The sequence below is a fragment of the Vibrio crassostreae genome, assembly GCF_041439375.1.
GTDB classification, from domain to species: Bacteria; Pseudomonadota; Gammaproteobacteria; order Enterobacterales; family Vibrionaceae; genus Vibrio; species Vibrio crassostreae_D.
This window is the reverse complement of the sequence record NZ_JBGONY010000016.1, coordinates 42,109-63,911: the sequence shown is the minus strand read 5'-3', so window position 1 is coordinate 63,911 and position 21,803 is coordinate 42,109. Positions and strand designations below refer to the sequence as shown.

The 21,803-nt window shown below is 46.0% G+C and carries 17 protein-coding genes; 9 read left to right on the top strand and 8 right to left on the bottom strand.

From position 1 onward, the window contains the following. Nucleotides 1-257: 257 nt before the first annotated feature. On the top strand, nucleotides 258-1,883 hold the full coding sequence (gene pckA, locus ACED45_RS09330) for a phosphoenolpyruvate carboxykinase (ATP) (RefSeq protein WP_146491972.1): 1,626 nt from the start codon (nucleotides 258-260) through the stop codon (nucleotides 1,881-1,883). Nucleotides 1,884-2,037: 154 nt separating this feature from the next. After that, nucleotides 2,038-4,008, top strand: coding sequence for an AsmA family protein (locus ACED45_RS09325; protein WP_371713842.1), 1,971 nt, complete (start codon nucleotides 2,038-2,040; stop codon nucleotides 4,006-4,008). A 37-nt stretch (nucleotides 4,009-4,045) separates the two neighbouring features. Here the strand turns inward: ACED45_RS09325 and ACED45_RS09320 are convergent, their stop codons facing one another. The 3 genes from ACED45_RS09320 to ACED45_RS09310 are packed head-to-tail and all read right to left on the bottom strand — an operon-like array spanning nucleotide 4,046 to nucleotide 6,345. Beyond that, the gene (locus ACED45_RS09320) at nucleotides 4,046-4,981 is read right to left on the bottom strand and encodes a bifunctional GNAT family N-acetyltransferase/hotdog fold thioesterase (RefSeq protein ID WP_371713841.1); all 936 of its coding nucleotides are present in this window, start codon (nucleotides 4,979-4,981) and stop codon (nucleotides 4,046-4,048) included. A 16-nt stretch (nucleotides 4,982-4,997) separates the two neighbouring features. Then, nucleotides 4,998-5,432: a D-aminoacyl-tRNA deacylase gene (gene dtd / locus ACED45_RS09315; RefSeq protein WP_004735590.1), complete on the bottom strand. Its 435-nt coding sequence runs from the start codon at nucleotides 5,430-5,432 to the stop codon at nucleotides 4,998-5,000. Next, a complete protein-coding gene (locus tag ACED45_RS09310; protein ID WP_371713840.1) occupies nucleotides 5,404-6,345 on the bottom strand; it encodes a virulence factor BrkB family protein in 942 nt (313 codons plus the stop codon). Before ACED45_RS09310 ends, dtd begins: the two co-directional genes overlap by 29 nt. A gap of 42 nt (nucleotides 6,346-6,387) precedes the next feature. Between ACED45_RS09310 and ACED45_RS09305 the strand changes: the two genes are divergently transcribed. Further along, nucleotides 6,388-7,029: a DUF2959 domain-containing protein gene (locus tag ACED45_RS09305; protein WP_029235101.1), complete on the top strand. Its 642-nt coding sequence runs from the start codon at nucleotides 6,388-6,390 to the stop codon at nucleotides 7,027-7,029. A gap of 31 nt (nucleotides 7,030-7,060) precedes the next feature. After that, entirely contained in the window at nucleotides 7,061-7,591 is a 531-nt protein-coding gene (locus tag ACED45_RS09300; protein ID WP_371713839.1) for an AAA family ATPase, read from the top strand. A gap of 162 nt (nucleotides 7,592-7,753) precedes the next feature. Here the strand turns inward: ACED45_RS09300 and typA are convergent, their stop codons facing one another. Continuing rightward, nucleotides 7,754-9,589, bottom strand: coding sequence for a translational GTPase TypA (gene typA / locus ACED45_RS09295; RefSeq protein ID WP_017059220.1), 1,836 nt, complete (start codon nucleotides 9,587-9,589; stop codon nucleotides 7,754-7,756). A 562-nt stretch (nucleotides 9,590-10,151) separates the two neighbouring features. On the opposite strand from typA, the gene glnA reads away from it, so the two are divergent. The 5 genes from glnA to ACED45_RS09270 all read left to right on the top strand — a co-directional run bounded on the left by glnA (nucleotide 10,152) and on the right by ACED45_RS09270 (nucleotide 17,807). Then, nucleotides 10,152-11,561 carry a glutamate--ammonia ligase gene (glnA, locus tag ACED45_RS09290; RefSeq protein WP_019826498.1) on the top strand — a complete coding sequence of 470 codons (1,410 nt, stop codon included), beginning with the start codon at nucleotides 10,152-10,154 and terminating at the stop codon, nucleotides 11,559-11,561. A gap of 215 nt (nucleotides 11,562-11,776) precedes the next feature. Continuing rightward, entirely contained in the window at nucleotides 11,777-12,346 is a 570-nt protein-coding gene (locus ACED45_RS09285; RefSeq protein ID WP_371713838.1) for a DUF4124 domain-containing protein, read from the top strand. Nucleotides 12,347-12,514: 168 nt separating this feature from the next. Next, the gene (gene glnL, locus ACED45_RS09280) at nucleotides 12,515-13,591 is read left to right on the top strand and encodes a nitrogen regulation protein NR(II) (protein WP_190960474.1); all 1,077 of its coding nucleotides are present in this window, start codon (nucleotides 12,515-12,517) and stop codon (nucleotides 13,589-13,591) included. Between the two features lie 122 nt (nucleotides 13,592-13,713). Beyond that, the gene (gene glnG, locus ACED45_RS09275; protein WP_371713837.1) at nucleotides 13,714-15,117 is read left to right on the top strand and encodes a nitrogen regulation protein NR(I); all 1,404 of its coding nucleotides are present in this window, start codon (nucleotides 13,714-13,716) and stop codon (nucleotides 15,115-15,117) included. 107 nt (nucleotides 15,118-15,224) lie between these two features. Next, a complete protein-coding gene (locus ACED45_RS09270) occupies nucleotides 15,225-17,807 on the top strand; it encodes an EAL domain-containing protein (RefSeq protein ID WP_371713836.1) in 2,583 nt (860 codons plus the stop codon). 83 nt (nucleotides 17,808-17,890) lie between these two features. Here ACED45_RS09270 and hemN read toward each other — a convergent pair whose 3' ends face one another. From hemN to ACED45_RS09250, 4 genes are all read right to left on the bottom strand, one after another. Continuing rightward, the gene (gene hemN / locus ACED45_RS09265) at nucleotides 17,891-19,282 is read right to left on the bottom strand and encodes an oxygen-independent coproporphyrinogen III oxidase (RefSeq protein ID WP_371713835.1); all 1,392 of its coding nucleotides are present in this window, start codon (nucleotides 19,280-19,282) and stop codon (nucleotides 17,891-17,893) included. Nucleotides 19,283-19,566: 284 nt separating this feature from the next. Next, nucleotides 19,567-20,055 carry a DUF2489 domain-containing protein gene (locus ACED45_RS09260; RefSeq protein ID WP_017060164.1) on the bottom strand — a complete coding sequence of 163 codons (489 nt, stop codon included), beginning with the start codon at nucleotides 20,053-20,055 and terminating at the stop codon, nucleotides 19,567-19,569. Nucleotides 20,056-20,061: 6 nt separating this feature from the next. Then, nucleotides 20,062-20,619, bottom strand: a complete 558-nt coding sequence (gene yihI / locus ACED45_RS09255) for a Der GTPase-activating protein YihI (RefSeq protein ID WP_017060163.1) — start codon at nucleotides 20,617-20,619, stop codon at nucleotides 20,062-20,064. After that, entirely contained in the window at nucleotides 20,619-21,257 is a 639-nt protein-coding gene (locus ACED45_RS09250; RefSeq protein WP_010433503.1) for a class I SAM-dependent methyltransferase, read from the bottom strand. Before ACED45_RS09250 ends, yihI begins: the two co-directional genes overlap by 1 nt. Between the last annotated feature and the right edge of the window lie 546 nt (nucleotides 21,258-21,803).

Below are 21,803 nucleotides of genomic sequence, written 5' to 3'. Positions count from 1 at the left end.
AACTCCGTAACATCTCGTAATAAAATCACCGCTTAATTTTAATCAATTAATAATGTTCTCGCCCCTAGCGCAAAGGTTTGCGTACAGGATAGACTAGTTAGGCCAATATGTGACGAGACACTTAAAACCTCATGGTTAATATGGATATTTTTTGAGCTGTATCCCTGTTTCCCCCGAGTCTCGTTGCTAGCATGGTGAGCAGATAACAATAAAAAATTAATACAAAATCCCTACAAAATATCCTACAAGGAGCACCTATGACCGTTATGGAACATACTAAGGCTGCACAAATTGATCTAACTAAGCACGGACTGACTGGCGTTACTGAAGTTCTTCGTAATCCTAGCTACGAGCAGTTATTCGTTGAAGAAACACTGCCAGGTTTGGAAGGCTACGAAAAAGGCGTAGTAACGGAACTAGGCTCGGTTGCAGTTGACACTGGTATCTTTACTGGCCGCTCACCAAAAGATAAGTACATTGTTAAAGATGACACTACGCGCGATACCATGTGGTGGTCAGATCAAGGCAAAAATGATAACAAACCGATTACAACTGAAGTATGGAATGAGCTGAAAGAGCTTGTGACAACTCAGCTATCTGGCAAGCGTCTGTTTGTCATTGACGGTTATTGTGGTGCTAACCCAGATACGCGCTTAAGTGTACGTATTATCACAGAAGTAGCGTGGCAAGCGCACTTCGTTAAGAACATGTTCATTCGTCCAACTGACGAAGAGCTAGCGACGTTCGAACCTGATTTCGTGGTCATGAACGGTGCTAAAACAACGAACCCTAACTGGGAAAAGCAGGGGCTAAACTCTGAAAACTTTGTTGCTTTCAACCTCACAGAGCGTGTTCAAATCATCGGTGGTACTTGGTACGGCGGTGAGATGAAGAAAGGTATGTTCGCAATGATGAACTACCTACTTCCTCTGCAAGGTATCGCTTCAATGCACTGTAGCGCAAACGTCGGCGAGAAAGGCGACGTAGCGGTATTCTTCGGTCTATCAGGTACAGGTAAAACAACTCTATCAACGGATCCTAAACGTCAGCTAATCGGTGATGATGAGCACGGTTGGGACGACGACGGTATCTTCAACTTCGAAGGTGGTTGTTACGCGAAGACCATCCGTCTATCTAAAGAAGCAGAACCAGAAATCTACAATGCAATCCGTCGTGATGCACTGCTAGAAAACGTAACGGTTCGTGGCGATGGCTCTATCGATTTTGATGACGGTTCAAAAACTGAGAACACTCGTGTTTCTTACCCGATTCACCACATCGACAACATCGTTAAGCCAGTATCAAAAGCAGGTCACGCTCAAAAAGTTATCTTCCTGACTGCTGATGCATTTGGTGTACTACCTCCGGTTTCTAAACTGACTCCAGAGCAAACCAAGTACCACTTCCTATCTGGCTTCACTGCGAAACTAGCAGGTACTGAGCGCGGTATTACTGAACCAACACCAACCTTCTCTGCGGCATTTGGTGCGGCATTCCTAACCCTTCACCCAACTCAGTACGCTGAAGTACTTGTGAAGCGTATGGAAGCGGCTGGCGCTGAAGCTTACCTAGTGAACACAGGTTGGAACGGTACTGGTAAACGTATCTCTATCCAAGATACTCGCGGCATCATCGACGCTATCCTAGATGGCTCAATCGATAAGGCTGAGACTAAGGTTATCCCTATGTTTAACCTAGAAGTGCCTCTAGCACTGCACGATGTTGACCCAGCGATCCTTGACCCACGCGATACGTACACTGACCCTCTACAATGGGAAAGCAAAGCGAAAGATCTAGCAGAGCGCTTCATCAACAACTTTGATAAGTACACGGACAACGCTGAAGGTAAGTCACTGGTTGCGGCAGGCCCACAACTGGACTAATCCAATCATCTGCTCGGGCTTAGCCAAAAGCAAACGCCCAATTTAAAATGATATTTTTGTAGCAAGCCCCTCTTTTGAGGGGCTTTTTTGTTGCTGCCTGACTCTTTTTGTTCCACTCTATTTTGAGACTATTGAAATTTAAGGCTTCCAAGGAATGAAAAAGGTATTGATGGTGTTCGGCATTGTGTTGGCTATCGCCGTTGCAACTATCGCAGCGTTGCTATTAAGCCTGCAGACCCAATACCGTGCGGATGTTTCTAACTTTTTTATCAAACATACGATTGAACAACCTGTGTTCATTGAAGATGTGGGTTATCAGGCGCCTTATCACATCACCTTAATGGGCATAACCCAAAGCCAACCCGAAAAACAGACACCTCTATATATCGACAAGATCGATCTTTGGTTCAGCCCAGACTCTCTCCTTGAAGCCAAACTGGTTTTAGACTCTGTGTTGATCAGCGGACTACAGTTAGAAGCCGACGATCTAACAACACTCACATCAGTGTTTACCCAACCAAACCTCAAGCTGCGTCAGCTGGCGATCAATAATCTAGATTTCTCGACCCCAGACTTTAATGCGCGAGGCATCGACCTTCAGATCTCCGCACCAAAATGGGAAGACGACAACTCACTGCTACCTTATGGAAAAACCCAACTCTCTGCCTCACAACTGTATTGGCAAGGTGAAGCATTCGATAATCTGTTGATTGACCTAGATCTCAAGCCGAGTGACAGCACCCTTTATGGTGCTTCATTTGATTGGCGTGGCGCCAAAATCTCCGGACAAGCTGAACAATATCAACATGATTGGTCGTTGGTGAATGTGACAATAGATAGTTTGCGATTAAACGAAAAACAAGCTCAAAGTCTACTGAATAGAGAGTGGAATGTGGCAGGTATTCAGATCAACCACATCAACAGCTTAGATATTCTGCGTAGCGACGTAGAGTGGAAAGATGGTCACCTCGCAGCCTTTGATGCCTCTTTAGAAAATATCCAACTGCCCTTTGAACTGTGGAAGCAGCAGAAAGCCATTTTCTCTCTGCAAGCAGAAGGAGTGACCATTGATGATGACATCTTCATCGAGCCAAATATCAAGCTAAGCCTAGAGCCAAACCAGATTCTAATCGAAGATTTCTATACTCAATTCCTGCAGGGCACTATACAACTCAATGGCGAAGTCACCCCTAGCAGCATTGAATTAGAGCAGCTCGACCTGCAAGGCATAAAATGGGTCACTGAAAACCAAGATAACCCTCTAGCCGCCGCTCGCCTATTACCTTGGCTCACACAGGTCCAGAGCGTCGAGATTAGCCGACTTAACATAGAACGCAGTCAACTCATCCAACTCGCACAAAAGCCTTACTGGCAGGCCTCAGGGTTACATGTCGAAGGGCATCAAGTTCAACTGCTGCAAGATAGAAAACTGGGCTTATGGCAAGGCAAATTGATGGCGAGCGCAAACGATGCCAGTTACCAAAACATTGTTAGCGCACAGCCGGTGGTTGAGATGAATAGCGAACAAGGGAAATGGACGCTGACACGTCTGTTTGCGCCACTTAGGAATGGCTATATTGAAGCCAATGCAACACTCGATTTTAACCAAATCAGCAAGCCATGGAGCTTAGATATTTCTGCCGATGGGTTACCGATAGCACCCATGCTGCAACAACTTGAATTACCGCTCGATGCAACAGGTTATGGCGAGTTCGAACTTCAAGCCGCTGGGTTATACGGCGATTCACTGATGCTCGGCTATTCAACCACAGGACAACTCAAAGGCAGCGTTCGCCAAGGTGTGATGACCTTTAACGACAAGCTTTCTGAAACATCGACTGATAACGTGTTTGAAATCCCAGAGCTCAATGCGAATTTTGACCGTGGACGCTTCACTCTCGAACCGATGCACATTATTGGTGCATCGGCAGCAGAGCAAGGCGAACAAAGGATTCAAACGCTCAATGGTGAGGTGTCTGGAGAGCTCGACTTGCTTAAAGCCGAGCAACACACCCTATCGATTACCCTATCGGACACATGCCATCAAATCTCAGGCAAGCTCACCCAAGCTGAGTATTCTGAGATTAACGACTGCCAACAAAAAAGCGCCACTCCTCAGGAGTAGCGCTTTCAGTCAATCTTTACAGTATTACCGGTGTTAGCTATTCGCTCCCATTTGAATCTGTCGAAAGTATCTTTTTATAGTCGGGGATCAACATGTAGGTTCCGGTAAACTCTACCGCTTCCACATCACCACTGTTAATAGTCACATGAATGATGATACGTGCCTTTCTGCCCGACGCGAGGCGGTCTAAATCACCGCTGATCCCATCCAATGAGGTAGAGGCCACTGGGTTTTGCTCAACCGGGTGACGATAACGAATATTACTGTCTGCCAGCACGATATCACCTGTCAGGCCACGCTCTTTCATCAGTAACCAAGTCATACCCCAACCGGTTAAGGTCGCTAAGGTAAAGGCGGAGCCTGCAAACATGGTGTTATGAGGGTTCAAGTTAGGATTCAGCTGAGCACTACACTCAAACTGGTAACCCGTGTATTGGTTAATCTTGATGCCCATCTTGTCACTGATCGGGATCTGATGTTCCCAGCGCTGCTGCAGCTCATTACACCACTCAGGCTTACGCAGAACATCTGCCATTGGGTCAAGGTGCTTAACCATCTGTTGGTGACGTACAGGGCCACGTTGGTCATTAATCTCACCGCGACATTCAAATTCATTCTTCTCATAGAATGAGATCGCATCTTCACGTGCATTACACACCAAGCGCTTAGCGCCCTCTTGGCGAGCCAATGACTCAAGTGCGACTAGAATCAATGAGCCCATACCTTTGCTTCGGCGAGAGTTCTTCACCGCCATGTAGCGGATCTGACCTTCTAGATCTGGGGTGATATACAAGCGACCAATCGCCATCGGGCGACCACGACCATCAACAATCATGCGATGGTGACTCATTGGGTCGTATTCATCGCGCTCTGAACCTACCGGCATTCGCCAAGGTTCACGGAGCATCTGCCAACGAAAATGGTAATACTTGTTTAGCTGATTTTCGGTGGTCGGTGTTATGAGTTTAAACATGCTTATTCCTTTAAGCCTAAACCTGCAGCCAGAATGTCACTGGGCCATCATTAACCAAAGACACTTTCATGTCGGCTGCGAATCGGCCACGTTCCGTTGGCAACACTGATTCACATTGGTCTGAGAAATAGTTGTAGAGACGCTCAGCATCTTCTGGGTGAGCACCACGAGAGAACCCTGCTCGAGTCCCTTTCTTGGTATCGGCCGGCAGAGTGAATTGAGACACCACTAATACCTTACCTTCTACCTGCTTCACGTTGAGGTTCATTTTATCGTCTTCATCTCCAAAGACACGATAAGTGGTCACTCGTTCCATCAAACGTTTAGCTTTGGCTTCATCATCACCTTTTTCTACGCCTAACAGAACCAATAAGCCTTGCTCAATCTCACCAACTACTTCGCCATCAACACGGACGGCAGCTTCACTTACTCTCTGGATCAGTGCTATCACTGTTGTTTCCTTGCTCTGTGATTTTGTCTTTATCCGACGAGTGTACCATTTCTTTCGAGTCACTCCACTGTTCCTGCTCACCCAATGCAGCGGTCACCTCAGCACCCACCAGCACAATCAACCAGCACAAATAAACCCAGACAAAAAGAATTGGTATTGCCGCCAATGCGCCATAAATCAACTGGTAAGAAGGGAATTGAGTAATGTAGGCCGCGAAGCCTTTCTTACTGAGTTCGAACAACAGAGCCGCCACTAGAGAACCTGCAGCCGCATGAGAAAAGTGTATCTTTTTGTTGGGAACCAACAGGTACAGACCGAAAAACGCAAAGAAAGAGAGAATCAAAGGAAGTTTGCGAATCACGGTGTTAAAGGCGCCAGACACCACTTCGTTTTGCAACAAGCTCAATGATGTCACATAAGAAGTGGCTGCAATGCTCGCCCCAACTAAAATAGGTCCAAGCGTGAGCACCATCCAGTACATTGAAAAGGACAACACGGCTCGACGCTTTTCTGTTACTCGCCAGATGTAGTTAAGGTTCTTATCGATGTTGGAGATCAGCATCAATGCTGCAATGAATAAGAACACACTACCGACCGCCGTCATTTTTCCGGTATTGGCAACGAACTCTAACAAGGCACCGTGTACGGCATCCCCAGACGCGGGAACAAAGTTGGTAATAACGAAGTTTTGAATCACGATACCAACATCAGCAAAGATGGAGAATGACGACAAGATAGAGAGCAGAACCGTCAACATCGGTACGATCGAGAGCAAAGTAATGTACGCCAAGTAGCCCGCATTCACGTTGACTCTATCGTGCGTCATTCGCGCCAAAAGATAGCGAGAAAACTGAATACTGAGTGTGGCGACCTTTTTTATCTTCAACTTGTAACTCCCTTGTAACTCGTTCATAGTCCTAATTAATATTCCGTTACTTAACTATAGGAAACTAGGATGCCTTATTTAATAGTTATAGTCCTCTCTATTTTTACTCTTACTGGATGCCAGTCAGCTTATTACTCCGCCATGGAGCAAGTGGGTTACCACAAGCGTGACATTATGGTCGATAGAGTGGAAGACGCTAAAGAGTCGCAGCAGGATGCTCAGGAAGAGTTTACCAGCGCACTTGAAGCCTTGAGTAGCCTGACTAATTTCAGTGGCGGCGACCTTGAAGACATGTACAACCAAATCAACGATAAATACCAAGACAGCGAGAAAGCCGCGCAAAATGTCAGTGACCGCATTGCTGCGATTGAAGATGTGTCGGATGCGCTGTTTGAAGAGTGGCAGAGTGAGTTAGATCTCTACACCAGTGATTCACTGCGCCGCTCGAGCGAGCAAAAGCTTCGTGAAACTAAATTGTCTTACCAAACGATGCTGTCAGCAATGAAGCGCGCCGAGAAGAAAATGGACCCAGTGCTCAATACCCTTCGCGACAACACGCTTTACTTGAAGCACAACCTCAATGCGAGCGCTGTCGGCTCGCTGCAAGGTGAGTTTATGAGCTTAGAAAAAGACATCGCCTACGCAATAGAACAGATGAATGCTGCGATCGCCGAATCGGATAAGTTCCTTGCTCAACTAAACCAGAAATAACGCCCGTAGGCACAAATAAAGATAAGCCCGTATGAACCCAATCATTATTACTGGCGGCCCTGGCGCCGGAAAAACCACATTGATCAATGCTTTGGGTGATGCGGGTTACCCCACCTTCGCTGAGTCCTCTCGCCAGTTAATCGAACAGCAGAGTCAACTTGAGAACGGTATCTTACCTTGGTTAGACCTTCCAGGCTTTGCTCGCCTATGTTTAACCGTCATGAGCGAACACAAAGACCAAGCCAGTCAGCATCCTGTTGCCTTTCTCGATCGCGCCATTCCAGATATCTGTGGCTACTTGGCTCAGGCGAAACTAGAGATAAACACAACCTACCGAGAAGCGAGCCAAGGTTATCACCCCCAAGTGTTGTTCTGTCGCCCTGAAGCTTCAATTTATGTACAAGATGATGTGAGACCTTATCCGTTTGAGGAGGCGTTAGAGATTCACCACGCGTTAGAAAGAGTCTACCAAGAACTTGGCTATGAGGTGGTTGAAGTGCCGTTTATGCCAGTCGAAGAACGGCTTCAATTCGTTGAACGTTACTTATGTATCAAAAGCTAGATCCCCAACTCGGTCGTTCCTCCCTCTTGAGGATGACGAAATCTCGTTTAACCGTATCTAAACAAACTAAAAAACAAAAGCCCCGAGCAGCTAGGCTACTCGGGGCTTTCTTACTTATTCTAAAACGTATTGCTTGTTAGCTAGAAGCTAGTCAGCTGGCAATTAAGCCTTAGCTGGACGTGCTGCACGCTTACGTTCGTTTTCAGTAAGAAGCTTCTTACGGATACGAATGCTTACTGGCGTTACTTCTACTAGTTCGTCTTCGTCGATGAACTCAAGAGCTTGCTCTAGAGTGTGACGGATAGGTGGCGAAAGAACCTGTGCTTCATCAGTACCAGATGCACGAACGTTCGTTAGCTGCTTACCTTTCAGACAGTTTACTGTTAGGTCGTTTGAACGGTTGTGAATACCGATGATTTGACCTTCGTATACTTCATCCGCGTGCTCAGCAAATAGACGACCACGTTCTTGTAGGTTGAATAGTGCGTAAGTCAGAGCTTTACCAGTTGCGTTCGAGATTAGAACACCGTTGTTACGTTGACCGATTACGCCGCCTTTGTGAGGACCGTAGTGATCAAATGAGTGGTAAAGAAGACCAGAACCAGACGTTAGAGTTAGGAACTCAGTTTGGAAACCGATAAGACCACGAGAAGGCATCATGAAGTCCATGCGAACACGGCCTTTGCCATCTGGAGACATATCAGTTAGCTCACCTTTACGTAGACCGATGTTTTCCATGATGCCACCTTGGTGCTCTTCAAGCACGTCGATAGTCACAGTTTCAAACGGTTCAGTTAGGTTGCCATCTTCGTCTTTCTTGATGATAACTTCTGGACGAGATACAGCTAGCTCGAAACCTTCACGACGCATGTTTTCGATCAGGATAGATAGGTGAAGTTCACCACGACCTGAAACACGGAAACGATCTGGGTTATCAGTTTCTTCAACACGTAGTGCAACGTTGTGTACTAGTTCTTTCTCTAGACGCTCAAGGATGTTACGTGAAGTAACGAACTTACCTTCTTTACCCGCGAACGGAGAAGTGTTTACTTGGAACGTCATTGTTACTGTTGGTTCATCAACAGAAAGCGGAGTCATTGCTTCAACATTATTTACGTCACAGATAGTGTCTGAAATTTTCAGCTCACCAAGACCAGTGATTGCAATGATGTCGCCAGCGTTAGCTTGCTCAACTTCGTGACGGTCAAGACCTAGGTAACCAAGAACTGTACCTACTTTACCGTTACGTTTTTTGCCTTCTGCATTTACGATAGTTACTTGTTGGTTTGGCTTAACAGAACCACGAGTAACACGAGCAACACCGATAACACCTACGTAAGAGCTGTAATCAAGTTGCGAAATTTGCATTTGTAGTGGGCCGTCAAGGTCAACTGCAGGCGCGTCTACTGTATCAACAACAGCTTGGAACAATGGTTCCATGTTCTCGCCAGTTTCGCCTTCAGTCATTGTTGCCCAACCGTTTAGAGCTGAAGCGTAAACAACGGTGAAGTCTAGTTGCTCATCAGTAGCACCTAGGTTGTCGAAAAGGTCGAATACTTGATCCATTACCCAATCAGGACGAGCACCTGGGCGGTCAATCTTGTTGATTACAACGATTGGCTTAAGACCGTGTGCGAATGCTTTTTGCGTTACGAAACGAGTTTGAGGCATTGGGCCATCAACTGCGTCAACGATAAGCAGAACAGAGTCAACCATAGACATGATACGCTCAACTTCACCACCGAAGTCCGCGTGTCCCGGAGTATCTACGATGTTGATGCGGTAATCATTCCAGTTGATTGCTGTGTTCTTAGCAAGAATGGTAATGCCACGCTCTTTTTCGATGTCATTCGAATCCATGACACGCTCTTCAGCTTCACCACGAGACTCAAGAGTGCCTGACTGTTGTAGCAGTTTATCAACCAAAGTCGTTTTACCGTGGTCAACGTGCGCGATGATCGCGATATTTCTTAACTTATCAATCTGTGGAGTAGACATGGATTCTCGATTCACTCATAAAAGTAGCCGTCACTTATCTCAAAAGTTTGGATAATAACCGCTAGCTTGATTTAAAAAACGGTCAATAATATACCAGATTCTAGACAAAAACCCAGAAATATGTGATCTGAACCAAGGCTTTTTTCTTTATTAGCGATTCATATCCGCTTAACTTTGATTCAGTACAGTGTTGAGCAGCCAAATTCGTAGGACTCTAAAAAAGCATCACCGGCGAGTGGCGAGCCAAATCTCCCGCAAAATAACAAAAGTGGATTGACAACTTAGGCAATTCATTGCTGAATGGTGCTCGCTTATGTCTCATATTGGTGCACAGACAAATCATTGCACCAACAAGGTGCAACCAAAGATCATTTTGGTGCAAAAACCAGATTAGGCAAAATTAAAAAACAAGTAAATCATTGAAATTAATGGAATAATTTTTTTGGCACGTTTTTGGCTATAGATAAATCAGCATCGATTAATGCACTTATAGACATTAATCAATGCTAGTTTCAACCGAATCGAGCTAATACCGAATTAATAACACTGGAGGTTATCCAAGATGTCAGTAGAAAATGTACTATCCCTGATCCAAGAGAACGAAGTTAAATTTATCGACTTACGTTTTACTGATACAAAAGGTAAAGAGCAGCATATCTCTATCCCTTCTCACCAAGTTGATGCAGACTTCTTCGAAGAAGGCAAAATGTTTGACGGCTCTTCAGTAGCTGGTTGGAAAGGCATTAACGAATCTGACATGGTAATGATGCCAGACGCAGCATCTGCTGTACTGGACCCATTCACAGAAGACGCAACGCTAAACATCCGTTGTGACATCCTTGAGCCTGCAACAATGCAAGGCTACGACCGTGACCCACGCTCTATCGCTAAACGTTCTGAAGAGTACCTACGTTCTACAGGTATCGCAGACACAGTTCTAGTTGGTCCAGAGCCAGAATTCTTCCTATTTGACGACGTTAAGTTCTCAAACGACATGTCTGGTTCTTTCTTCAAGATTGATGACGTAGAAGCAGCTTGGAACACAGGTTCTGACATCGAAGGCGGTAACAAAGGTCACCGTCCTGGCGTTAAAGGCGGTTACTTCCCAGTAGCTCCTGTAGATTCATCTCAAGACATCCGTTCAGCAATGTGTCTAGTAATGGAAGAGATGGGCCTAGTAGTTGAAGCTCACCACCACGAAGTAGCAACTGCGGGTCAAAACGAAATCGCAACTCGCTTCAACACGCTAACAGCGAAAGCTGATGAAACTCAAATCTACAAGTACGTTGTACACAACGTTGCTCACGCATTTGGTAAAACAGCGACATTCATGCCTAAGCCACTAGTTGGTGACAACGGTTCTGGTATGCACGTTCACCAATCTCTAGCAAAAGACGGCGTTAACCTGTTTGCTGGTGATAAGTACGGCGGCCTATCTGAAATGGCGCTTTACTACATCGGTGGTGTAATCAAGCACGCTCGTGCAATCAACGCGTTTGCTAACCCATCAACTAACTCGTACAAGCGTCTTGTACCTGGTTTCGAAGCACCTGTAATGCTTGCTTACTCAGCACGTAACCGCTCTGCTTCTATCCGTATCCCAGTAGTACCAAGCCCTAAAGCACGTCGTATCGAGCTACGTTTTGGTGACCCAGCAGCGAACCCATACCTATGCTACTCAGCAATGCTTATGGCTGGCCTTGACGGTATCAAGAACAAGATTCACCCAGGCGAAGCTATGGATAAAGATCTATACGACCTTCCTGCAGAAGAAGCAGCTGAAATCCCAACAGTTGCAGAATCTCTACAAGAAGCTCTAGCAGCGCTTAGCGAAGACCGTGAGTTCTTAACAGCTGGCGGCGTATTCTCTGACGATTTCATCGATTCTTACATCACTCTGAAATCTGACGACGTACAACGCGTGAACATGGCTACACACCCACTTGAGTTTGAACTGTACTACTCAGTTTAATCTCCTGTAGAGATAAGCCATTTCTTACTGCAATCTTGTAAGAATCGCTGACTAAATATTAGGCTCGCCTCGCAGGCGGGCCTTTTTTATATTCTCTCGACGCTCCCCTCCTCGTACCATACCTTAGACAAAAGCCCTCAGAGGCTGTCGCGCTAAATACAATAAAACCAACGCCAAACGTGAAATCACCTAGTGGTGACAAAGAGGCTAAAGATATGAAAAATATACTGTTACTGATCGGGTTAACAGTCGCGCTCTCGTGCTCTGCTCAAACGGTGTATACCTGGGTGGATGAGGATGGCGTGCTCCACTTTAGTGATAACCCTAGCGCTCAAGATGCCGAGGCTCTTCGCCTGCCAGATGTGCAAGCTTCAGCACCCGCCCCTAAATTTGAGGCCTCAACTCCGATAGACACCGCTGCTTTACCTACAACTAAAACGGCAACGCCAGCTAAAAATCAGGCAAAAACAGAAACCACAAAACGTGAGGTTCCCACTCAATTAGCCCTCACCATGCTGACTCCAGTTCATGATCAAACCATTCATAGCAACCGCGGCTTAATCCCGATTCAGATAGATCTCAACCGAAAACTTGGTATCGGGGAGCAATTACAATTGATACTCGATGGCCGTCGTTATGGCGCCCCACAGACTCAACCTATTTGGGAATTAAAAGGTATCGATCGAGGTACTCACACCATTGCAATTCAAGCACATAGAAGCGGCAAGCTTATTGCATCTACTAGTCCAGTCACCGTGTATTTACATCGAGCGACGCTCAAGTAGGCCAATGTGTGAAAAGAGACTGAATTACCTCTACTTTTCACCAAATCGAAGCAGCTTTCAGCGACTCTAATGAATTATCTTTAGCTTCTGGTTGATATGCGCCATACTTGAACTTAGCTGCGCACCAATTTGGTGCAGTGGGAAAAGCACCAATTCAAGGACGAAATAGTGAATCGATCAGCCAAAAGCGACAGCATAGATACACATCATCTTTCCAGCGCCATTCTCGACAACATGGTGACTTCGACATTGATGCTCGATGAGCAATTGTATGTCCGATATGCCAACCCGGCAGCTGAACAGCTCTTTTCACAGAGCGCGCGACGCATCGTTGATCATCCACTGAGCCAACTTATCCAACATGCCTCATTAGATTTGGCGCTTCTGACTCAACCGCTGCAAAGTGGCCAGAGCATTACAGACAGTGACGTTACCTTTGTTGTTGATAACCGCCCACTGATGCTTGAAGTCACGGTTAGCCCAATATCTTGGCAACGAGAGACGCTGCTACTCGTTGAGATGCGCAAGATAGACCAGCAAAGACGCCTCAGCCAAGAACTCAACCAACATGCACAACAACAAGCGGCTAAGCTGCTAGTACGCGGGTTAGCACATGAGATTAAGAACCCACTCGGTGGCTTAAGAGGTGCAGCGCAGTTACTTGGGAAAATGCTCCCTGATCAGTCCCTTAATGAGTATACGCAAATCATTATTGAGCAAGCCGACCGCCTAAGAGCTTTGGTCGACCGCTTGCTTGGCCCGCAGAAGCCGGGGACCAAATCTGAAGAAAACCTCCACCAGATACTTGAGAAAGTCAGGCAACTCGTAGAACTTGAATCAGGTTCTACGCTAGCCATCGAACGAGATTACGACCCTAGCCTACCGGACATCTTGATGGATTCAGCACAGGTTGAACAAGCGATGCTCAATATCGTGAGTAACGCAGCGCAGATTCTAAAGGCTCAGGATTCTGGAAAAATAACCATTCGCACCAGAACGGTGCATCAAGCAAATATTCATGGGCAACGACACAAACTCGCGGCTCGTGTTGAGATCAGCGATAACGGTCCGGGCATCCCCGATGATTTAAAAGACACCCTGTTTTACCCAATGGTCAGCGGACGAGAAGGCGGTACAGGACTGGGGCTATCGATTTCTCAAAACCTGATCGATCAACATAATGGGAAAATTGATGTTGAAAGCTGGCCGGGCAGCACCACATTCACGATTTACCTGCCGATTTAGGTTACAAGAACCTCGCTATTGGACTGCGAGATCAAAGGCTTAACTCGGTAACACAAAAATTAAAGACATCATAAAAACAACAATGATTATCACAATAGATTTGGCTGCAAAGGAATTGAATTATGAGTAAGGGATACGTTTGGGTCGTCGATGACGACAGCTCGATCCGCTGGGTAGTAGAGAAAACACTCTCATCTGCGGATATAAAGTGTGAGACATTTGCTGATGCCGAGAGCGTATTGCTTGCGCTTGAACGCGAGACACCTGACGTGTTGGTGTCTGATATTCGCATGCCAGGTATTGACGGAATTGAGCTGTTGCATCAAGTTCACCAACGCTCTCCCGACCTGCCCGTGATCATCATGACCGCGCATTCAGACCTCGATGCGGCGGTGAATGCTTATCAAAAAGGCGCCTTTGAATATCTACCAAAGCCGTTCGATATTGATGAGACACTGACTCTGGTAGAACGAGCGATCGCACACAGCCAAGAGCAGAAACGCGAGCAAGCCAGTGAAGTAGCTGAAGACACCAACGCACCAGAAATCATCGGTGAAGCACCGGCAATGCAGGAAGTTTTTCGAGCTATTGGCCGCTTGTCTCGCTCATCCATATCCGTACTTATCAATGGTGAATCAGGTACTGGTAAGGAGTTAGTCGCCCACGCTCTGCATCGTCACAGCCCAAGAGCCAAGAAACCCTTCATTGCCTTGAACATGGCAGCAATCCCCAAAGATCTGATCGAGTCTGAACTGTTTGGCCACGAGAAAGGCGCCTTTACCGGTGCTAACAGCGTTCGCCAAGGGCGCTTCGAACAGGCCAACGGAGGCACACTGTTTCTTGATGAGATCGGCGACATGCCACTCGATATTCAGACTCGCCTGCTACGAGTACTTTCCGATGGTCAATTTTATCGTGTGGGTGGGCACTCAGCAGTTAAGGTTGACGTTCGTATCGTTGCCGCAACCCACCAAGATCTTGAACGGTTGGTGCATGAAGGCGACTTTCGTGAAGACCTTTTCCACCGACTCAACGTTATCCGAATCCATATCCCGGCACTTCGCGAACGTAAACAAGACATTGAAAAGCTGACTCATCACTTCCTAGCATCAGCCGCCGAAGAGCTCGGTGTTGAAGTGAAAACACTGCATCCTGAGACCATTTTAAAGCTCAATCAGCTGAATTGGCCGGGTAACGTGCGTCAGCTTGAGAACATTTGTCGCTGGCTCACCGTGATGGCGAGTGGCAGCGAAATTCTCCCTTCAGACCTTCCCCCAGAGCTGCTAGAAGAAAAAGTAGTGACAATCTCTGGAACTGGAGATAACTGGCAACAACTGCTCGCTAATTGGGCAAAGTGTGCGCTTGATTCAGGAGAAAAAGAGCTGCTGACTTATGCGCTACCAGAGTTTGAACGTATACTACTTGAGGCTGCACTCAACCATACTAATGGTCACAAACAAGATGCAGCCAAGGTTTTAGGTTGGGGAAGAAACACCCTAACTCGCAAGCTTAAAGAGCTGTACTGACCTAATATGACTCTCGATGCAGCTACTTTTTAACCAAAAAAGTGTCGCTTGGTCTGAATAGTGTCGGTACAATTACAGTACACTATTCACCAAAGTTGTAGCTAAAGATGTCTTTGAAAACACAAATTACCTTGAGAACCGCAGTGGTTCTGCCATTCGTGATGATTTTTCTATTCACTATGGGCGTAATGGTTTTTACTCAAAAGCAAAGCTACAAAGAGACGGTGAGTGATGTTAGTGCACGCCAGCTAACATCACTTACTGACCACGTTCACCAAAGCCTGTCTAATTTTTTAGAAAAGCCATTTCATGCGAACCTCTCACTCAGCCATAACATCGGCTACCACCATCTTTATCAAGCGGGCAACCTTAGTAAGGTCCAAGACTATATTTTTTATACGTTTTCAGAGCATTACACTGCTGTACCTCAACTCGATGTGATCGGCTTTGGTTCTGAAGATGGTAACTACGTCGGTTTCCGCAAAGAAGCCAACAAAGGCTACACCTTGATGGTGCAAGACGAACGCACTAATGATCAGTTGGTCATTTACCGTGGCAGCAAGATTAGTGAAGACATTCGATCGGTGATTTCAGGTTACGATCCAAGAATCCGTCCTTGGTACACACCCGTTGCGACACAGAAAAAACCGTTATGGTCACCAATTTATGCCAATGCTGACGAACGCCAAGAAATCACCTTATCTGCTCTCTCCCCTATCTATGATGATAATGAATTCAAAGCCGTCGTCGTCAGCGATATCAAAATCAATACCTTCAATGCGTTTCTCAGAAAGCTCAAAGATAGAACAGATGCCTCTGTTTATATCATCGATAAGCAGCAGCGCTTGGTCGCACACTCAGGCGGAGGCAGTGTCGTTTCATGGGGAACAGGAAAAACCAATAAAGGCCAACGCTTACTGGCAACAGAGAGTGCTACCCCCGTCATACGTGAAAGCGCCAGTTACGTAGACCAATTCCACCTAATCGATAATTTGGGCGAGCAGCGCTTTAGCTTCCGCCTAGACAACGAACGCTACTTCAACCAAATCACCCCTTACGAAGATGAACACGGCCTCACGTGGTTTATTGGGGTGTCGATCCCTGAAAGCAATCTGCTCGGTGAGTTGCCAGAAAACCAAAGAAATAGTTGGTTGCTCGGGCTAGCACTGAGTTGCATTGGGGTCATTGCAGGGTTAATTGCTTTTAATCGCGTAATCCAACCTATTACCTCGACAGCAGATGCGGCAAAGCGTCTTGCTAAGGGCGATTGGGACACGAGCATGCCAAAGACGGGGCATATCTATGAAACCAGTATGCTGGTGGACTCATTCAATGAAATGGCTAGTAACTTAAAGGCCTCGTTTCACGCATTACAGTCTCAGCTTACCTATGACTCACTAACCAAACTGTATAGCCGAGAAGGCTTTATTGATGCTGCAAAGAAAAGCACCGAAACAGAGGAAGGAACGCTTTATTTGGTTGGTATCGATCGCTTCCGCGATATCAATGACAGTCTAGGTCATTACAATGGCGACCAACTGCTGATCATCGCAGCCGCTCGACTGCGTGGCATTCTGCCAACAGAGTACTTGTTGGCTCGCACTGGTGGCGATGAATTCGCGATTTACGCACCCAATGTAACTCAAGATGACGATGTTCAGCTGCTTGCTAACCGACTACTCCAAACCTTTGCTTCGCCATTTTCCATGGAATCAGAAAGCGTGGTGATTAAGGTGTCCATTGGTGTCGTTCACGTCTCAAATGACCAAGACATTACCTTATGGCTTCGCAACAGCAGTATTGCACTGAGCAATGCCAAGCAAGACAAAGCTCGTGTCAGCATCTATAGTCCAGAAATGGGCAAGGCCTCTAGGCACCGAACCAAGATGCTAGCCCGCCTCAACAAAGCGATCGAACTGCAGCAATTCGAACCCTTTTATCAGCCTATTATTGATCTGGAGTCCGGCTCAACCATAGGGGCGGAAGCTTTAGCTCGCTGGATAACCGATGAAGGGGTGATCTCGCCACTCGAGTTTATTCCTCTCGCGGAAGAGAGCGGGCTCATTTACGATATCGGAAAACAGATTCTGCATAAGTCCTGCCGAGATACAGCAATCGCGATTGAGTCAGGAAAGTGGAGCAAAGACTTCTCGATTCACGTCAATCTATCGGTCGATCAACTAAGCGAAAGTAGCTTTGTCGAACTAGTTAAAGGCACGCTACGTGACACCAAGCTTCTAGCAGGCAACCTGACACTAGAGATCACGGAGTCACGCATCGTCGACAATGACCCGACCATCATTGACAATATGCTAACGCTAAAAGCACTCGGTATCTCAATTGCGATTGATGACTTCGGCACTGGCTACTCATCCCTAGCCTATCTGCAGAAACTGCCATTTGACTGCTTAAAGATCGATCGCAGCTTTGTCAGCAAGCTAGAAAAAGAGAATCTAGACAGCTCCATCGTCGCGGCCATCGTTAACATCACTAAGGGCTTCAAAGTAAGCTTGGTGGCAGAGGGCGTTGAAACACAGCAACAGGCTGAACTTCTCAAGCAGCTGCAGTGCCCGCTTGCTCAAGGCTTCTTATACAGTCGCCCAGTTCCGTTTGACCAATGGCCTACCGACCTCATCAACTCCAAGCAAAGTGCCAAGGTCAAACAAAATACCACTGAGAGTCTCACCTAAACCAGGCAGAAATCGAATGAGTCAGATACAAAAATGCCAGCATGATGCTGGCATTTTTTATTGTTCTATTCTCTATCGAGCGATTAGATAACGCGAGAGAATTGCTGCTGGCGAGCCTTTGCACGTAAGTATTTATCAAAACACATACAGATGTTACGGATCAGCAAGCGGCCACGCAGAGTAACGCGGATTTCTTTGTCATCGACTTCAACCAAATCATCGTTGATGAAGGTTTGTAGAAGCTCTAAATCTTCTTTGAAGTAGCGATTAAAGTTAACCGAGAACTCAGATTCGATCATTGTTTTATCAAGCTTGAAGTTACAAATCAGCTGCTTGATCACTTCACGACGTAGAAGGTCGTCACTGTCTAGAGCAACACCTTTCCAAAGTGCATGACGCAGGCCATTCACCTGAGCGTAGTACTTCTTCAGCTCTTTCTGATTTTGTGCGTAAGCATCACCAACCATAGAAATCGCAGAAACACCGAAACCAATTAAGTCAGCTTCACCTTGGGTGGTGTAGCCTTGGAAGTTACGATGCAGAATACCTTCACGCTGTGCTACGGCTAGCTCATCTTCAGGTAGTGCGAAGTGATCCATACCAATGAACTGGTAACCCGCTCCCGTTAGCGTCTCGATGGTATCTTGCAAGATAGCCATTTTCTCTTTCGCTTCAGGTAGATCTTCGTCTTTAATCTTACGCTGCGCCGCAAACAGCTGAGGCATGTGTGCGTAGTTAAATACCGATAAACGGCCCGGCTTCATTTCTAACACTTGCTTCAATGTTTCAGCGAACAAAGCTTGAGTCTGCTTTGGTAGGCCGTAGATCAAATCCAGATTAGTTGAACGGAAGCCTAGCTCGTTCGCTCGTTTAACCATCGCAATGATGAACTCTTCATCTTGCTCACGGTTAACCAGTTTCTGCACTTCTTTATTGAAGTCTTGCACGCCAATGCTCAGGCGGTTGAAGCCTTCGTTACGCAGGTGGTCAAGTACGTCTAGCTCAATCTCACGCGGGTCAACTTCAATACTGATTTCAGCGTCAGCGGTGAAGTTAAACTCTTCACGCAAAATACTCATCAAACGAGTGATTTGTGTTTTGGTCAAGAACGTTGGCGTACCACCACCGAAGTGCAATTGCGTCACTTCACGGCCATTCAATAAAGAGGCGCGTTGGCGGATTTCATGTTCAATCACATCAAGGTACTCATCCGCTTTATGCGAGTGACGAGTAATGACTTTATTACAACCACAGTAGTAACAAAGCTTGTGGCAGAACGGGATATGCACGTAAAGAGAGAGTGGACGCTCAGGATATTGAGTACACGCCATGTCGTAATCAGCGACGGTAAACGCTTCATGAAACTCCAACGCAGTTGGGTATGAGGTGTAACGAGGTCCCGAATAGTTGTACTTGTTTAAGATCTCTTGATCCCAAACGATTTGCTGATTCGTTGTTACTGGCTTGCTCGACATAGCGGTATTTCCAATTTAGATCCGCGAGAACCTAAGGTCTCTCAAATCATTTTACATACATTAAAATATAGACGGGTTATTTTGCCACACGACCTGTAAGGTCGTTCCAAGACAAAATCAATTTTTTAGACAAAAACTCAGAACTGCTAGCTTGATCACTAACAAAGCGTCGGGATTAACGAGACGCAAAAGGTAAGAAGGCTCATTTAACACTATCTATAAAGATAAGGTGTCTCAAGAACACCCTGTATTAAACAAGCCTCTATTTTAAATAGTCTTAGCGACTAGATCATCTGAATGTTGATTTGGTTGTTGAGAGGTTTAACCTTCTCTTGCAACCTTTTCAGATCTTCAATGACCGCATCATTCAAGCGAGTCTCTGCCTTATGGCGCGTGAGATTCTGCTGCATGCGCTCTTTCTTCGTCAGTTCCTGTCTTGCCTCTCCGCGAGCCATATCTTTTACGATATGGTACAGCTCAGAAAGAGCAGGATACTCAGAATCAAAATCGACACGCTCATCACCCTGAACATTATCCATAATGATACACACTCGGATACTGATCTCAGGTAAGTCACATTGCCCTTGAATGCCCGCTAAGCACAAAGTATTTACGTTTTCGTAAATCGTCGCGTTGCGTTTTTCAATGGCTAGTGCTTGATGCTGCTTTTGCAACTCCGTCTGCTTCTTCACTTGAAGTAGAAGGTAACCTGCGTAAGAGCCCAAGCCGAGAATGATAATTCCACCAGCAATTGCTAATAAGGTTACGTTCACTGGCTATTAACCTTTAAAGCTGTCTAAATCGAAATCTTCGAATTGAGATAGCAAGTCTTCGTCAGAGCTCGCTTTCTTCTTAGAGGCAACCGGTGCTTCTTCGAAGATCTCTTCTTCATCGTCTTCTGGCTCTAGTAGACCTAAGCGGCCCATTAGGTGTTCGATACGATCAAGTTTCTCATCAACAAACTTCTGTAGACCAGCACCTAGGTTTTCACCATTTTCGATACGATCTAGGAGTGTGTTCAGTTGAGCGTCATTCTCAAGCATCTCTAACTCTTGTTCGTTAGATAGCTTGCGCTCTTGTTTAGTCGGCTTCTTCGCTGGTTCAACGATCAGCGGAATTTTTTTCTTGCTGCCTAAACGTGGATCACGAGCTTGTGCAGCTTTACGCTGTTTTGCTTCGCTACCATCTGAGTGACGGCTGCCAGACTTAAGGCCTTTACGCTTTTTAACACGCTTACGTTCACGACCTTCAACATCAGATTCACTACGGTTACGAGTAACCATAGGCTCCGGAGCGCCAAGTGCTCCCGGCTTTCTTGATTTCTTACTACGACCCATTACTGCACTTTCCTCAGTAAAATTACATCATTTCCAAAAAATTCTAGTTCGAGCTTATCCCGCTCTGCCAAAAACTGGAATGTTTGACGACTAAAGAAGACGACATGTGTCGGGTCATTCTTGTAGTGCCAACCAGCAAACGCGTCTACGTCTATTACTAGTTTAGTCATAAGACCAATCCAGCCCTTGGGTTTAACTAAATTCAACCATTGCTGCCACACTTTGTCTGGGTGATAAAGATGCTCTATCACCTCCGTGGCAGTCATAAAGTCATACGTTTTTTCCAACACAGAGGGTTCTGGGTGGTAATAGATATCGTACAACTCCATGGTGTGTCCGGCTTCTTCTAACATAATAGATAGCGTAGGGCCTGGGCCACAACCAAAATCCAACCCGTGTGAGTTAGATGAAATTTTGTCTGTTAGTGGATCCGCGATGCGAGATAAAAAGCGGCGATAGCCTGCATCACTAGGATCGTTCTCATGGAGATCATAGTGTGCTTTTTCTTCTTTTGCTTCTAACCTTTGTTCAGGTTTAACAAATACCAGTTCACATTGCTGACACTGCAGATAGGCTCTGCGTTTGTCTTCAAAATAGTGATTCACGCCTTGGTGATGGCATAAGGGACAAGTATACATAGCACATCCTTAAACAGGGATGCGAAACATACCAGAAACTGAGTTTATAGTGGAGAGGTATTGGGTGTTTTTTCATCAAATCAATAAAAAAAGCGATAGGAAAACCTATCGCTCTCTAAATCTGCCTATATCGGCCAAAATTTGCATACTCAACTTGGTACACAAATCTCCATTTGTTATTGGTGCTTTCCATGCCAAATTTGTTTGTTGTTCATCGTCCTGATGAGTTTTGGCTATCCTTTTCTAACACCTTGTTGCTGGGCTGTCCTAGCCTGATCCATTTCTGTCTATACCGTTAGACTAGATGATCATCCATATCTAAGTCAGCTCCTAGCTGATGGCGGTTACTTTACCGTGTTACAAAAAGACTACAAGAGTGCGACTTCACACTTTTGTACACAAATCGATCACACATTGATAAATCAGACATAAACACAAAACGCATTAATAAAACCAATACAAAAGAAAACGCCCCGACCATTACTGATCGGGGCGTCTCTTCAATCTCGCTCGAACGTACATTCCTTTACTCTGGCTAAGAGCAAG

Coding starts and splice junctions, on each gene's coding strand:
- ACED45_RS09325 (WP_371713842.1), top strand. CDS start 2,038: ATGAAAAAGGTATTGATGGTGTTCGGCATTGTGTTGGCTATCGCCGTT.
- glnG (WP_371713837.1), top strand. CDS start 13,714: ATGAGTAAGGGATACGTTTGGGTCGTCGATGACGACAGCTCGATCCGC.
- pckA (WP_146491972.1), top strand. CDS start 258: ATGACCGTTATGGAACATACTAAGGCTGCACAAATTGATCTAACTAAG.
- ACED45_RS09310 (WP_371713840.1), bottom strand. CDS start 6,345: ATGAACGAGTTACAAGGGAGTTACAAGTTGAAGATAAAAAAGGTCGCC.
- ACED45_RS09305 (WP_029235101.1), top strand. CDS start 6,388: ATGCCTTATTTAATAGTTATAGTCCTCTCTATTTTTACTCTTACTGGA.
- ACED45_RS09250 (WP_010433503.1), bottom strand. CDS start 21,257: ATGTATACTTGTCCCTTATGCCATCACCAAGGCGTGAATCACTATTTT.
- ACED45_RS09270 (WP_371713836.1), top strand. CDS start 15,225: ATGTCTTTGAAAACACAAATTACCTTGAGAACCGCAGTGGTTCTGCCA.
- typA (WP_017059220.1), bottom strand. CDS start 9,589: ATGTCTACTCCACAGATTGATAAGTTAAGAAATATCGCGATCATCGCG.
- yihI (WP_017060163.1), bottom strand. CDS start 20,619: ATGGGTCGTAGTAAGAAATCAAGAAAGCCGGGAGCACTTGGCGCTCCG.
- ACED45_RS09320 (WP_371713841.1), bottom strand. CDS start 4,981: ATGTTTAAACTCATAACACCGACCACCGAAAATCAGCTAAACAAGTAT.
- ACED45_RS09300 (WP_371713839.1), top strand. CDS start 7,061: ATGAACCCAATCATTATTACTGGCGGCCCTGGCGCCGGAAAAACCACA.
- hemN (WP_371713835.1), bottom strand. CDS start 19,282: ATGTCGAGCAAGCCAGTAACAACGAATCAGCAAATCGTTTGGGATCAA.
- ACED45_RS09285 (WP_371713838.1), top strand. CDS start 11,777: ATGAAAAATATACTGTTACTGATCGGGTTAACAGTCGCGCTCTCGTGC.
- glnA (WP_019826498.1), top strand. CDS start 10,152: ATGTCAGTAGAAAATGTACTATCCCTGATCCAAGAGAACGAAGTTAAA.